This is a genomic window from Arthrobacter sp. Cza30 (assembly GCF_059090765.1).
The window spans coordinates 186830-200275 of sequence record NZ_JBNHGA010000006.1 but is presented as its reverse complement, the minus strand read 5'-3'; the positions used below and the strand labels follow the sequence as shown (position 1 = coordinate 200275).

The 13446-nt window shown below is 70.4% G+C and carries 16 protein-coding genes and 1 riboswitch; of the genes, 1 reads left to right on the top strand and 15 read right to left on the bottom strand.

All coding sequences use genetic code 11. From position 1 onward, the window contains the following. Positions 1-56 precede the first annotated feature (56 nt). Genes AC5RVZ_RS21585 through hisI form a run of 3 tightly spaced genes read right to left on the bottom strand, consistent with a single transcriptional unit; the run spans position 57 to position 2764 of the window. Positions 57-701, bottom strand: coding sequence for a Trp biosynthesis-associated membrane protein (locus AC5RVZ_RS21585; protein ID WP_494067714.1), 645 nt, complete (start codon positions 699-701; stop codon positions 57-59). Continuing rightward, the gene (locus tag AC5RVZ_RS21580; protein ID WP_494067713.1) at positions 698-2269 is read right to left on the bottom strand and encodes an anthranilate synthase component I; all 1572 of its coding nucleotides are present in this window, start codon (positions 2267-2269) and stop codon (positions 698-700) included. Before AC5RVZ_RS21580 ends, AC5RVZ_RS21585 begins: the two co-directional genes overlap by 4 nt. A 54-nt stretch (positions 2270-2323) precedes the next feature. Beyond that, entirely contained in the window at positions 2324-2764 is a 441-nt protein-coding gene (gene hisI / locus AC5RVZ_RS21575; RefSeq protein ID WP_494067712.1) for a phosphoribosyl-AMP cyclohydrolase, read from the bottom strand. Positions 2765-2871: 107 nt separating this feature from the next. On the opposite strand from hisI, the gene AC5RVZ_RS21570 reads away from it, so the two are divergent. Continuing rightward, entirely contained in the window at positions 2872-3516 is a 645-nt protein-coding gene (locus AC5RVZ_RS21570) for a TIGR03085 family metal-binding protein (protein WP_494067711.1), read from the top strand. Positions 3517-3542: 26 nt separating this feature from the next. Here the strand turns inward: AC5RVZ_RS21570 and hisF are convergent, their stop codons facing one another. From hisF to fmt, 12 genes are all read right to left on the bottom strand, one after another. Further along, positions 3543-4313, bottom strand: coding sequence for an imidazole glycerol phosphate synthase subunit HisF (gene hisF / locus AC5RVZ_RS21565; RefSeq protein ID WP_494067710.1), 771 nt, complete (start codon positions 4311-4313; stop codon positions 3543-3545). A 16-nt stretch (positions 4314-4329) separates the two neighbouring features. Beyond that, positions 4330-5175 carry an ATP phosphoribosyltransferase gene (gene hisG / locus AC5RVZ_RS21560; RefSeq protein WP_494067709.1) on the bottom strand — a complete coding sequence of 282 codons (846 nt, stop codon included), beginning with the start codon at positions 5173-5175 and terminating at the stop codon, positions 4330-4332. Between the two features lie 96 nt (positions 5176-5271). Beyond that, on the bottom strand, positions 5272-5535 hold the full coding sequence (locus AC5RVZ_RS21555; protein WP_493977843.1) for a phosphoribosyl-ATP diphosphatase: 264 nt from the start codon (positions 5533-5535) through the stop codon (positions 5272-5274). A gap of 78 nt (positions 5536-5613) precedes the next feature. Continuing rightward, entirely contained in the window at positions 5614-6099 is a 486-nt protein-coding gene (gene ribH / locus AC5RVZ_RS21550; RefSeq protein ID WP_493999585.1) for a 6,7-dimethyl-8-ribityllumazine synthase, read from the bottom strand. Positions 6100-6165: 66 nt separating this feature from the next. Continuing rightward, complete coding sequence (gene ribA, locus AC5RVZ_RS21545) at positions 6166-6816, bottom strand: GTP cyclohydrolase II (protein ID WP_494067708.1); 651 nt, start codon at positions 6814-6816, stop codon at positions 6166-6168. Continuing rightward, positions 6806-7480, bottom strand: coding sequence for a 3,4-dihydroxy-2-butanone-4-phosphate synthase (ribB, locus tag AC5RVZ_RS21540; RefSeq protein WP_494067707.1), 675 nt, complete (start codon positions 7478-7480; stop codon positions 6806-6808). Before ribB ends, ribA begins: the two co-directional genes overlap by 11 nt. Next, entirely contained in the window at positions 7477-8103 is a 627-nt protein-coding gene (locus tag AC5RVZ_RS21535; protein WP_494067706.1) for a riboflavin synthase, read from the bottom strand. Before AC5RVZ_RS21535 ends, ribB begins: the two co-directional genes overlap by 4 nt. Beyond that, the gene (ribD, locus tag AC5RVZ_RS21530; RefSeq protein ID WP_494067705.1) at positions 8104-9195 is read right to left on the bottom strand and encodes a bifunctional diaminohydroxyphosphoribosylaminopyrimidine deaminase/5-amino-6-(5-phosphoribosylamino)uracil reductase RibD; all 1092 of its coding nucleotides are present in this window, start codon (positions 9193-9195) and stop codon (positions 8104-8106) included. Then, complete coding sequence (gene pnuC / locus AC5RVZ_RS21525) at positions 9192-9902, bottom strand: nicotinamide riboside transporter PnuC (protein ID WP_494067704.1); 711 nt, start codon at positions 9900-9902, stop codon at positions 9192-9194. The genes ribD and pnuC overlap by 4 nt, the downstream gene beginning before the upstream one ends. A 108-nt stretch (positions 9903-10010) precedes the next feature. Continuing rightward, positions 10011-10157: riboswitch (FMN riboswitch) on the bottom strand. Between the two features lie 82 nt (positions 10158-10239). Next, positions 10240-10908, bottom strand: a complete 669-nt coding sequence (gene rpe, locus AC5RVZ_RS21520; protein WP_494067703.1) for a ribulose-phosphate 3-epimerase — start codon at positions 10906-10908, stop codon at positions 10240-10242. Positions 10909-10961: 53 nt separating this feature from the next. Then, positions 10962-12512: an RsmB/NOP family class I SAM-dependent RNA methyltransferase gene (locus AC5RVZ_RS21515; protein WP_494067702.1), complete on the bottom strand. Its 1551-nt coding sequence runs from the start codon at positions 12510-12512 to the stop codon at positions 10962-10964. Then, positions 12509-13438 carry a methionyl-tRNA formyltransferase gene (gene fmt, locus AC5RVZ_RS21510; protein ID WP_494067923.1) on the bottom strand — a complete coding sequence of 310 codons (930 nt, stop codon included), beginning with the start codon at positions 13436-13438 and terminating at the stop codon, positions 12509-12511. The genes AC5RVZ_RS21515 and fmt overlap by 4 nt, the downstream gene beginning before the upstream one ends. Positions 13439-13446: the final 8 nt, after the last annotated feature.

Below are 13446 nucleotides of genomic sequence, written 5' to 3'. Positions count from 1 at the left end.
GGCCAGTGTGACACGGCCGCCGGCGGCCCCGCTGCCCGGTGCCGCGCGGTCGCGGTTCAGTCGGTCGGGTCGTTGCCCCGGCTGAGCTGGTCCCAGCTGTCGATTTCATCCACGCTGCCGGCCCGGTCGGACGGCATACCGTCGGCCTGCCGCTCGGTTGCCGGCACGTACTTCTTAGACGCGGCCCAGGAACGCCCGGCCGCCAGCAGCCAGACGGCCGTCAGCAACAGCAGGACACCGGCGGCGGCGCCCAGGTAAGGGAAGACCGTGATGCCGACGGCGGCCTCTCCCCCGATCTGCCCGGTCGCTTCCCCGATGGCCGCCGAAGCGGCCCCGGCCGGATTGGCGATCACCGTGATGCTGGCGGCACAGATGCCGATGCCGGCCGCCGCCAGCAGCACGGCGATCACGATGCGGGCGATGCGGCCGGCGATGGAAGCGGCCAAGGCGGCGGCCAGTGCCACCAGCGCCAGGGCCGTCACCGCGGTAGCGGCGTCGCTGCCGGGCACGCTCACGTCGGGGGTCTGTACCCGGGTCCCCGGGAACCGGGCCGTGAGCCAGGTTTGCGTCGTGGTGCCAAAGGCGGCCAGCGATATCACGACGGCGGCGAGCACCACGGTGCCCTTGCGCCGCCAACGCGCGGCGGCTGGCCGTGGCGCCGGTGCCGCGTCCGGGGCCGGGGAGGTGTTCTCTTCGCTCATTGCTGCCCCCTGACCGGTACGTGTGCCGGATTGGCCGGGTGGAGCCGCGCCGCCAGGGTCACTGCCCGCAGCGGCGCCGCCGCCTTGTTTACCGTCTCCAGCGCCTCGGCCTCCGGCTGGGAGTCGGCCACGATCCCGCCGCCGGACTGGACGTAGGCGACGCCGCCGCGCAGCAGCGCCGAGCGGATGGCGATGGCCATATCCATGTCCCCGGCAAAGTCCAGGTAGCCGACGACGCCGCCGTAGATGCCGCGGCGGTGCGGTTCCAGTTCGTCCAACAGCCTCAGGGCGCGGGGTTTGGGCGCGCCGGAGAGCGTGCCCGCCGGGAACGTCGCGGCCAGCACGTCGTAGGCGGTCTTGTCCGGCGACAGCCGGCCGACCACGGTGGAGACCAGATGCATGATGTGGCTGAATTTCTCCACTTCCATGAACTGCGTGACGTCGACGCTGCCGGGCGTGCAGACCTTGGAGATGTCGTTGCGGGCCAGGTCCACGAGCATCAGGTGCTCCGCGCGTTCCTTTTGGTCGGCCAGCAGCTCCTCGGCCAGTTCCTTGTCATGCTCGACGCTGTGCCCGCGGGGCCTGGATCCGGCGATCGGGTGGGTAATGACCTCGTCGCCGGTCAGGGTGACCAGCGCCTCCGGGGAGGATCCCACGATCGAGTAGCCCACGCCGTCGGCGTCTTCGAGGCTGAACAGGTACATGTAGGGGCTGGGGTTCAGGTTCCGCAGCACGCGGTAGACGTCGAGGGCTTCGGCCGAACATTCGGCCTCGAACCGGCGGGAGATCACCACCTGGAACACTTCGCCGTCGACGATGGCTTCCTTGCCGCGGTCGACGGCCGCCAGATACTTCTCCCGGGCCCAGCGGTGCGTCACGCTGTTCATCAGGTCAGCGGTTTCCAGGGCGGCGTCTTCCAGCACCGATACCTGCTGGGCGAGCGGTTCAGCGAGCTGCGCCAGCAGGTGCTTGGCGCGTTTGACGGCGTCCAGCCATGCCTCGTCCACGCGCTCGTCGCGGTTGTCGAAGTTGATGGCGTTGGCGATCAGCGTGACCGTGCCTTCGGCGTTGTCGTGCACGGCCAGGTCGGTGACCAGGTTCATGGCCAGTTCGGGCAGGTTCAGGTCGTCTTCGGGCGGGGACGTCAGCTTCTCCCAGTGCCGCACGGCCTCCCAGCCGACGAATCCCACCAGCCCGGACGTCAGCGGCGGGAGCGAGTCGAACCGTTCGGTCCGCAGCGCCTCCACGGTGGCGCGCAGCGCCTCCACCGGGTTCCCGGTGCGCGGCACGCCCACCGGCGGCTCCCCCAGCCAGTGCGCCTGCCCGTCCCTGGTCGTGAGCGTGGCCCGCGAGTTGGCACCGATGAAGGAATAGCGGGACCAGACTCCGCCGACGGCGGCCGACTCCAACAGGAAGGTTCCCGGCCGGGAATCGGCCAGCCTGCGGTAGATGGAAATGGGAGTCTGGTCATCGGCGAGCACCTTGATGGAGACCGGGATGACCCTGCGGTCGCGGGCAAGCGCGCGGAATTCCTCCAGGCTGGGGCTGATGACGCCAAGGTCCTGCATGCGTTATCTGTCTTTCGCTTCAGTGGCTGATACTGCGGTGGTCATGGGGCCCGTTCAGGTGCCGGACGCTCCCGGGCTGCCGTCCGGTTCGCCGCCGTGGCCGGCGACGGCGTCGAGGCCCCGGCCGTCAAAGCAGGTGCGGGTGCCGGTGTGGCAGGCGGCACCGACCTGGTCCACCCGGACCAGCAGGGCGTCGCCGTCGCAGTCCAGGGCCACCGACTTGACGAACTGCACGTGGCCGGAGGTGTCGCCCTTGCGCCAGTACTCCCGGCGCGAGCGCGAGTAGAAGGTCACGCGGCCGCTGGTCAAGGTGCGGTGCAGCGCCTCGTCGTCCATCCAACCCAGCATCAGCACCTCACCGGAATCGAACTGCTGGACGATCGCGGCGACCAGGCCGGCGGAGTCGCGCTTGAGCCGGTCGGCGACGGCTGGGTCGAGGGCCGTTGCGCCGGCGGCGGACGGCACTGTTGCGGGGGAATCAGACTCGGAAGGCATCCCTACAAGTCTAGTGCCAAGTCCCGGAGGCTCCCGCCCGCGCCGGCACGGGCGCACGTACACATTTCTCGGCCCGCAGGCGCCTTCTTCGTGCTAGGTTCAAGGTGATGCATTACGTAAATCCGTCCCGTGAAGTCCTGGCCGAGACCTTGCTGGCTGCCGGGCCGGATTCACCCACCCTGTGTGAGGGGTGGACGACCGCAGAACTGGCCGCCCATCTGTACATTCGTGAACACCGTGTGGGTGCCGCCCTCGGCCTGGCCTTTAAGCCGCTGGCGAGGGTTTCGGACGAGGCCACCCGCAAGGTGGCGGACACAGCCCGGGAACCGGCCGGCTACGCCAAGTTGGTGGAGGCCTTCCGCGCCGGCCCGCCGGCCTGGTCCCCGTTCAGGGTGCCGGCGGTGGACACGGTGGCCAACCTGGTGGAGTTCTTCGTCCACACCGAAGACATCCGCCGGGCAACCGACCGCTGGGCGCCGCGGGCACTGGACGAGGATTATTCGGCGGCGCTGTGGGGCGACCTGATTAAGCGGGCGGCCTTGCTCTACCGGGGAGTGGACCTGGGCATCGTGCTGGTGCGTCCGGACGGCCCGCGGCACGTGGCCAAGCGCGCACCCGTCTCGGTGGCCATCGTCGGAGAACCGGGCGAACTGCTGATGCATGCCTCCGGCCGGGCCAGGCATGCCCTGGTCACCTTCGAGGGCCAGGCCGACGCCGTGGCCCTGCTGGACAGCGCCGAAATCGGCCTCTGACACTTCTGCTTCCCCGGCTCCCGGACTCAGCGGACCGGGTAGCCAGCGTCCCGGATCGCCTGTTTGACCTGCGCGATGGCGTCGTCGGGCCCGAAGTGGAAGACCGAGGCGGCCAGCACCGCGTCCGCCCCCGCGGCGACGGCCGGCGGAAAATGCGCGGGCTTGCCGGCGCCGCCGGAAGCAATCAGCGGGACCTTCACCGCGGCCCGTACCGCCCGGATCATTTCCAGATCGAAACCGTCCTTGGTCCCGTCGGCGTCGATGGAGTTGAGCAGCAACTCCCCCACACCCCGGTCGGCCGCCTCGCGGGCCCACTGCACCGCGTCGATCCCCGTGCCCTTGCGCCCGCCGTGCGTGGTGACTTCGAATCCGGAAGCCACCGCCGGATCGTCGGTCCGGCGGGCATCCAGCGAGAGCACCAGCACCTGGGAACCGAAATGGCGGGTGATCTCGTCGATCACGTCGGGGCGCGCGACCGCGGCGGTGTTGATGGCGGCCTTGTCCGCCCCGAAGCGCAGCAGTTTGTCGACGTCGGCGACCTCGCGCACGCCGCCGCCCACGGTCAGCGGGATGAAGACTTCCTCGGCGGTGCGGGCCACGACGTCGAAGGTCGTTTCGCGGTTACCGGAGGAGGCGGTGACGTCCAGGAAGGTCAGCTCGTCGGCTCCGGCACGGTCGTACCGGTGCGCCAGTTCCACCGGGTCGCCGGCGTCGCGCAGGCCTTCGAAATTAATGCCCTTGACCACGCGTCCGGCGTCGACGTCCAGGCAGGGGATCACACGGATGGCTACAGTCATGGCTTACTCCGGGCAGTCAGATACGGCAGGCGTGGATGGTGCTGACCAGGATGGCCCGGGCGCCGAGATCGTAAAGCTCGTCCATGATGCGGTTGGTCTGCGTGCGGCGGACCATCGAGCGCACGGCCACCCAGCCGGTATCGCGCAGCGGCGAGATGGTCGGTGACTCCAGCCCCGGGGTCAGCGCCGCGGCGGCGTCCACGAGGTCCTTGCGGATGTCGTAGTCCATCATGACGTACTCGCGGGCAACAATCACGCCGCGCAGCCGGCGCATCAGCACGTCCAGTCCGTTGGGCGGGGTCTCCCCGGCGCGGCCGATCAGCACGGCCTCGGACTTCAGGATGGGGTCCCCGAAGATTTCCATCCCGGCGGCCCGGAGCGTGTTGCCGGTCTCCACGACGTCGGCAATCGCGTCGGCAACGCCGAGGCGCACGGAGGACTCCACCGCGCCGTCCAGCCGGACGACGGAGGCGTCGATCCCGTGCTCGGCCAGGTAGCTGCGCAGCAGCCCGTCATAGCTGGTGGCCAGGCGCTTGCCGTTCAGTTGCGCGGCGCTGGTGAACTCGCCGAGCGGGCCGGCGAACCGGAACGTGGACGCCGCGAAGCCGAGGTTCATCAGCTCGACGGCTTCGACCTGTGCGTCCAGGAACAGGTCACGGCCCGTGATGCCGACGTCCAGGGTGCCGGAGCCTACGTAGACGGCGATGTCGCGGGGGCGGAGGAAGAAGAACTCAATGTCGTTGTCGGCATCGGTCATGACCAGTTCGCGGCTGTCGCGGCGCTGGAGGTAGCCGGCCTCGCCCAGCATGGCGGAGGCGGCTTCGGACAGGGAACCTTTGTTGGGAACAGCTACACGCAGCATGGGGGTCTTTCTGGGATCGTCTCGGCCGCAGCAGGGCCTCGCAAGTGTGGAATCGGCCTGGGTCTGGGCGGGGCGCCGCGCACTGGCGGCGTCCCGCTACAGATGCTTGTAGACGTCTTCCAGCCGCAGGCCCTTGGCGATCATCAGGACCTGCAGGTGGTAGAGGAGCTGGGAGATTTCCTCGGCGGCGGCTTCGTCGGATTCGTGTTCGGCTGCCATCCAGACTTCGGCGGCCTCTTCGACGACCTTCTTCCCGATTCCGTGGATGCCGGAATCCAGCTCGGCTACCGTACGGGAGCCCTCCGGACGCTGCTGCGCCTTTTCGCTCAGTTCCGCAAACAGGGATTCGAAGGATTTCACGCCCTTTAGACTACGTCAGGAGCGCGTGAGGGCGGCAAACCGCCGTTCCCATTGTGACGAATGCCTCCGCGCCGCGCTTTAGACGCCGAGGCCTCGGAGCGTGGCCGCGGTCGCCAGGGCGGCGGTCACCGCTTCGTGGCCCTTGTCCTCGCTGGAGCCCGCCAGGCCGGCGCGATCCAGGCCTTGCTGCTCCGTGTCGCAGGTCAGCACCCCGAATCCCACGGGCGTGCCGGTCTGCACGCTGACACTGGTCAGGCCCTCGGTGGCGGCCTGGCAGACGTACTCGAAGTGCGGCGTCCCGCCGCGGATTACGACGCCGAGCGCCACCACGGCATCATAGTGGGGTGCCAGCCGGGCGGCGGCGACGGGCAGCTCGAAAGCCCCGGGCACCCGGACCAGGGCCGGCTCCCCGATCCCCGCCTCGGTTGCCGCCCGCAGCGCGCCGTCGACCAGCCCGTCCATGATCTCGGTGTGCCAACTGGCGGCGACGATGGCGAGCTTTAGCGCGCCGGTCTCCGCCTGCAGGCCGGTGATGTCGATGGTGGGTGCTCCGTGACCGCTCATGTTCTTCCTTCGTGAAACTCTCGTCGGTGGTTGATCGTGTTTGCCTTGCCGTGCCGGGTGCCGGCGTCAGCTCTGCTGCACCGGTGTGGTCTGCAGGACGGCCAACCGGTGGTCCATCCGGTCCCGCTTGGTCTCCAGGTAGCGGCGGTTCTGCTCCCGGAAGGGAACTTCCGCGGCCACCATTTCGACCACCTCGATGCCCAGCGCCGCCAGCATGCTGCTCTTGGCCGGGTTGTTGCTCAGCAGCCGGATGGCGCCGATGCCCATCGCCCGCAGGATGGCGGCGGCGGCGGAGTAGTCGCGCGCGTCCACGGGCAGGCCCAGCTGCTCGTTGGCCTCCACCGTATCGGCGCCGGCTTCCTGCAGGGCATAGGCCCGCATCTTGTTGGCCAGCCCGATGCCGCGCCCCTCCTGCCCGCGCAGGTACAGGACCGTACCGCCGTGCTCTCCGATCATGGCCAGCGCCTGCTCCAGTTGCTCGCCGCAGTCGCAGCGGTAGGAGGCGAACACGTCGCCGGTCAGGCATTCGGAGTGCAGCCGGACCAGCGGTTCGGCCGCCGGACTGACCTGCGAGGTGATGCTCAGGTGCTCCACGCCGGTGGCGGCATCGGTCCACGCCTGGGCGGTGAAGCTGCCGAAGGCCGTGGGCAACTGGACCGCGGGCCCGCCCTCGACCGTGGCGGCCGGAGTCTTTTCGCGGATGTCCTTACCGTCCATGGTTCGCCGCCTTCGGCAGGCCGGCGGTGTCCGGGTTTCCGGCCAGGTGGTTGGCGAGGTCCTCGATCGAAACCAGCGGGCACCCGTGCTCGTCGGCAAAGGCCCGCAGCGCCGGCAGGCGCATCATGTCCCCTTCATCGTGCACCAGTTCCGCGATGACGCCCACCGGCGCACGCCCGCCCAACCGGCACAGGTCCACGGCGGCTTCGGTGTGTCCGCGCCGTGCGAGCACCCCGCCGTCGACCGCCCGCAGCGGGAAGACGTGCCCGGGCCGGGTCAGGTCGGCGGCAGTGCTGTCCGCCGCCGCGAGCACCGCGGCGGTGCGCGCACGGTCGGCGGAACTGATGCCGGTGGTCACGCCGTCGGCCGCGTCGCAGGAAACCGTGTAGGCCGTGCCCTTGGCATCCTGGTTGACTTCGACCATGGGCGGCAGCCCCAGTTCGTCGGCCCGTGCCGCCGGCAGCGGCACGCAGATGACGCCCGAAGTATAGCGGATGGTCCAGCCCATGAGTTCGGGGGTGGCGGCGTCGGCGGCGAAGATGATGTCGCCTTCGTTTTCCCGGTCTTCGTCATCAACGACGACGACGGGGCGGCCGGCGGCGATGGCCGCCACCGCGGCTTCGATGGTGTCGAGCGCGATCCGCGGCTCCACCGCGGCGCTCATGCCCTGGCTCCGGTGGTGAAGGCCAGGAGCCGCTCGGCGTACTTGGCGAGCACGTCCACCTCCAGGTTGACCCTGTCGCCGGGCTGCTTCGCGCCCAGGCCGGTGTCGGCCAGCGTGGTGGGAATCAGGCCGACTTCGAAGAACTGCGTCGCGGCACCGGCATCGCTGACGTTCGTGACCGTCAGCGAGACGCCGTCGACGGCGATGGAGCCCTTCTCCGCGATGTAGCGGGCCAGCTCCACGGGAACGGTGAAGCGCAGCCGCTCCCAGTCGCCCAGGTCCTCGCGTTCGGCCAGCGTGCCAACACCGTCCACGTGCCCCTGGACCACATGTCCGTCCAGCCGCCCGCCGGCCGGGACGCAGCGTTCCAGGTTGACCGGCTGACCCGGCCGGAGCGATCCGGTGGTGGTGCGTGTGAGGGTCTCCCCCATCACGTCCACGCTGACCCGGCTGCCGTCCAGCGCGACTGCGGTCAGGCACACGCCGTTGACGGCGATCGACCCACCGAGCCCGAGCCCGGCAGCCGTTTCGGGTGCGGTGAAGGTCAGCACTGCGCTGTCGGTGGCCGGACTCAGGTCCAGCGATTCAACGCGCCCTTGTTCCGCGATGATTCCGGTAAACATTCATTTGCCTTTCTGAGTGCCGTGGGACGGCAGGGGTTCCAGGTGCAGGCGCAGGTCCGCGCCCAAGTTTCGGGTGCTGCCGCCGGCCGTGTCCCAACGCCAGCGTCCAGCCTCGGACAGCGTCCCGATGCCGAGGTCGGCCACCGCACGGGTGCCGGCGCCGAGCATCAGGGGTGCCAGATAGAGCACGAGTTCGTCCACCAGGTCGGCGCGCAGGAAAGCCGAGGCGACGGTCGCTCCGCCCTCGATCATGGCGTGGCCGATGCCGCGCCGTGCCAGTTCGGCCAGGACGTCGGCCGGGTCGTGGGTGGCCAGTTGCAGGAAGCGGCCATCGGTGCCGCGGACGGCGGCGTCGGCCGGGACCTTCCGGCGCCCCATCACCACGCGCAGCGGCTGGCCGGGAGTATCGCGTCCGGCCCGGTCGCGGGCGGTGAGCCGCGGGTTGTCGGCCGCGATGGTTCCGGTGCCGGCGATGATGGCGTCCGCGCGGGAGCGGATGCCGTGGCTGTCCGCCCGCGCCTCTTCCCCCGTGATCCATTGGCTCGTGCCGTCTGCCGCGGCAATCAGCCCGTCCACCGTCTGCGCGACGTGCAGCGTGGTGAACGGCCGGGCTTCCCGCCGGGCGGCGAACCAGCGATGGTTCAGGTCCAGCGCCTGCTCCGACAGCAGCCCGGTGCGCACGGCGACTCCGGCCTCGGCCAGCCGCCGCGCCCCGCCGGCGGCCGCCTCGGTGGGGTCGGCCGTGGCGTAGACCAGCGAGCCAACGCCCGCGTCCAGGATGGCGCCGGAGCAGGGGGCGGTGCGGCCGCGGTGGTTGCACGGCTCCAGGGTGACCAGCATGGTGCAGTCCGCCAGGTTTGCGGCGCGTTCCCGGGGCACGTTGGCCAGCGCATCGACTTCGGCGTGGGGAGTGCCCGCGCCCCGGTGGTACCCGACGCCGAGCACCTCGCCCCGCGGGTCGATGATGGCGGCGCCGACGAGTGGATTTGCTCCGCGGACGCCCTGCCGGGCGGCGTCCAGCGCAAGCTCCATGCCGTGCTGCTCGGCAGGCGCGAAATCCCCGGCCGTGCCGACTGCCGCCTGATCCGTCACGCCTGCACCTGCTCGTCGGCCGGCCGCCCGATGCGCGGATCGGGATGCAGGGTTTCGACTCCGGGCTTGGCCAGCGCGTTGGCCCGCCACCAGACGAAGAATCCAACCAGCGTGAAGCCGCCGTAGAAGAGGTACATGAAGGCGCTGGCGTAGTAGCCGGCGCTGAACAGCAGCGGCACGCCCACAATGTCGACCGCCACCCAGATCAGCCAGAACTCGACCCATCCGCGTGCCATGCCGTAGGTGGCCAGCAATGAACCGACGAAGGTCCAGGCATCCGCCCAGACCGGTTCGTAGGAGCCTAGGGCCGCGAAGATCGGGGTCAGGGCGACGGTGCCCAGGAGCAGTGCGGCGACCAGGCCCAGGCGCGCCTTGCCGCTGGCCCACTGCGGGGTGATGGCGTGGCCCTCGCCGCTGCGTGCGGAGCGCCAACGCCTCCAGCCGTAGACGGCCACGGCGATGAACATGACCTGGCGGCCCGCCTGGCCCAGGAGGTTGGCGGTATTGGCGGAGCCGAAGAGCGAGCCGAGGAAGACGGTCAGCAGCAACACGTTGCCGATGATGCCGATGGGCCAGGCCCACACCTTCCGGCGCATCCCGCCGAGCGCGCTGAGCAGGCCGAAGACGTTGCCCAGAACTTCGCGCAGCAGCAGAGCGCTGCCGGCTACGGGAATCTGGGCTTCAAAGAGCCACCGCAGAAAATCCATGCCGTTCCTTTCGAGCCGCGGCGACTCCGGGGAACGACAGAGCGGAAGCTTGGGGGGTCTCCGGGCCGCGGTCATCGACCGTACCCGGTGGCCCTATGGCTGCCACCTGTACGTGCTTCTCCCATCCAGACTTTAACTGTCGGTACCGGAATTTCACCGGTTCAACCGCTGCTTGAAGTTCCGGGCGGAACTCTCGGCAGCGGGTCGCGGACTATAACCGCCGGTTCGGACTTACACCGACCCCGGAGCACGTTTGTGTTTGCGTAACTATGCTCTCACAACTGCCTCGTGGCACGTTCCATTCCCGTCACAACGTGTAACACCAGTCACAGGAGCCTCAGAAATGGGGTTGCCGGCCGGCCGCGGCCCGCAACGAGGCGATGGCCTGCTCCGGATCGGCCTTGCCGTACACGGCGGACCCGGCGACGAAGACGGTGGCGCCGGCCTCGGCGGCCCGCACGATGGTCTCTTCGGTGACGCCCCCGTCCACCTGGATCGCCACTGGGAGCCCCGAACCCGCCACGGCGCGGGCGGCCTTGCGGATCTTGGGCAGGGTCACGTCCAGGAACGACTGCCCGCCGAAGCCCGGCTCGACCGTCATGATCAGCAGGAGGTCCATCTCCGGGAGCAAATCCAGATAGGGCTCGACGGCGGTGGCCGGCTTCAGCGCCATGCCCGCCTTGGCCCCGCGGGACCTCAGCTCCCTGGCCAGCCGGACCGGGGCCGACGCCGCCTCCACATGGAAGGTCACAGATTCGATCCCCGCCTCGGCATACGCCGGCGCCCAGCGGTCCGGATCGGCGATCATCAGGTGCGCGTCCAGGGGCAGGCTGCTGACTTCCCGGATCCGCTGCACCACCGGCAGCCCGATGGTCAGGTTCGGCACGAAATGATTGTCCATCACGTCCACGTGCACGGCATCGGCGGTACTGATGCGCCGCAGTTCGGCTTCGAGGTTGACGAAATCGGCCGAGAGGATGCTGGGATTGATGCAGCACTGTGCCATCGGATGCTTGCCTGCCTGTCTGTGTGTCGTGGGATGTCGGAACCGGTGTTGGCCTAGTTGGTGCGGCGGAGCAGCGCCATGAACATGGCATCGGTGCCGTGCCGGTGCGGCCACAGCTGCGCCGTCGTTCCGCCGGCCCGGCCCACGGCGTCGCCGCCGGGTTGTCCTGCTTCCAAGTACCCGGGGAGGCTGACGCCGTCGAGGACGGAGGAGGTGTCCAGCAGTTCCAGCCCGGGGTTCCGGCGCAGCAGGTCGGCGACCACCGCCGTCGTCTCCGCCGGGTGCGGGGAGCACGTCACATAGGCGATCAGGCCGCCCGGCTTTGCGGCGGCGACGGCCGCGCCGAGCAGTTCGCGCTGCAGCGGCCCCAACTGTGCCACGTCGGAGGGCTTCCGGCGCCACCGCGACTCCGGGCGGCGGCGCAGGGCCCCCAACCCGGTGCAGGGCGCGTCCACCATGATCCGATCGAACTGTCCGGCATAGAGGTCGCCCACGTCGCGGCCGTCGCCGGTGCGGATCTCCCACACCCCGGCCGGTACCGGCGCCAGGGCCTTTCGGACCAGCTCGGCACGGTGTTCGGCCACCTCATTGGCCAGCAGCGTGGCGCCCCGTTCGGCGGCCAGCGCGCCCAGCAGGGCGGCCTTGCCGCCGGGGCCGGCGCAGAGGTCCAGCCAGCGCTCGCCCGGCGTCACCGGCGCGGCCGCGGCCAGGGCCAGCGCCACGAGTTGGGAGCCGGCGTCCTGGACGCGGGTGGTTCCGGCCCGCACGCTGGCCAGCCGGCCGAGGTCGCCGCCGGCATACAGGGCGGAGCCCGCGACCAGTTCCCCGGGCTCCGCGCCGGCGTCGATCGCCTCGTCCAGCGAACCCAACCCCGGCAGGGCCACCAGGTTCACGACCGGCGCGGCGTTGTCGGCCGCCAGCAGGTCTTCCAGTTCGTCCACGCGGCGTCCGTGCCCCGCCAGCGACTGCCGCAGGGCCCGCACAACCCACTCGGGATGGCTGTGTTCCAAAGCCGCCGCCTTGACCGGGTCGGTCTCACCGGCGGTCAGCTCGGCGGTCCAGCCGCGCAGGTCCCGGGCGGTGACCTTGCGCAGCACGGCGTTGATCAGCGAGCCGGGGCCCGCGCCGATCACGGCGCGGGCCAGGCCGACGGTCTGGTCCAGGGCGGCGTGGGCCGGCACCCGCATGGCCAGCAGCTGGTGGGCGCCGAGACGCAGCGCATCGAGGATCGCGGGATCCAGTTGGTCCAGCGGCCGGTCCACGCAGCGGGCCAGGATGGCATCGTAGGTGCCCAAACCGCGGAGGGCGCCGTAGGCCAGCTCCGTGGCGAAGCCGGCGTCGCGCTTGTCCAGCCGGTGTTTGCGGATGCTCGCCGGCAGCACCAGGTTCGCATACGCATCGTCCCGTTCCACCGCGCGGAGCACCTCGAAGGCCGCCAGCCGGGCCGGGTCGGCCGCCCGCGTCCGCTGCGACGGAGCAGATCGGGAGTACTGCCTGGTGCCGCCGCGGTTGCGCTCCCGCCCGGCAGCATCACGGCGGCCGGCCCCCTGGCCGCCGCCGCCTTGGCGTCCGCTGTTCCGGCTGCCTTCATTCCGGCCGCTCATTCGAAGTGCACGTCCTCACGCTGTCCGAGCCCGCGGGCCCAATCTGCTGCATCCATCATTTTCTTGCCCGCCGGCTGGACCCTGTCCAGCTCCACCGCATGGGAGCCCGTGCCCACAAAAGCCGAGGCCGACGAGCCGCCGGACAGCCTCACGGCCCCGGGCGGCAGCCCGCGGTGCTCGGGCCGCAGGCGTACCGGGCCCAGCTTGAAGCGCTGGCCGTCGAGCATGGTCCAGGCACCGGGCTCGGGAGTAACGCCGTTGATGCGGCGGCGGATGGCCAGCGCCGGCTGCCGCCAATCAATGTGACCGTCCGCCAGGGACAGCTTGGGCGCGAGGCTGACATCGCCGGACTGCGCCACCGCCACCGCTGTGCCCGCACCAACGGCCGCCAGGGTTTGCGACAGCAGCACGGCGCCGCTGTGGGAGAGCCGCTCCAGCACCTCGCCGCTGGTGTCCGCAGGGCGCAACGCCTCGGTCAGGGTGCCGTACACCGGGCCCGTGTCCAGCCCCTTCTCCAATTGGAAGGTGGAGGCGCCGACGACGTCGTCGCCGTTGATGATGGCGTGCTGCACCGGCGCGGCGCCGCGCCACGCGGGCAGGAGTGAGAAGTGCAGGTTGATCCAGCCGTGTTCGGGGATGCCGAGCGCGGCTTCCGGGACGAGGCCGCCGTAGGCCACGATGGCCGCCACATCCGGGGCGGCGGCCCGGATGGCATCGGCCGCGGCCTCGTCGATCCGGTTGGCCCGGATCACAGGCACGCCGAGTTCCGCGGCGCGGGCCGCCACCGGCGAGGCAGTCAGGACCCGTTTACGCCCTACCGGCGCGTCCTCCCGGGTGAGCACGGCCACAATTTCGAAACCATCCTCGACGAGCCGGTCGAGGGAGGGCACGGCCACGCCGGGAGTGCCGGCGAAGAGGACCCGCAAGCGCCTGC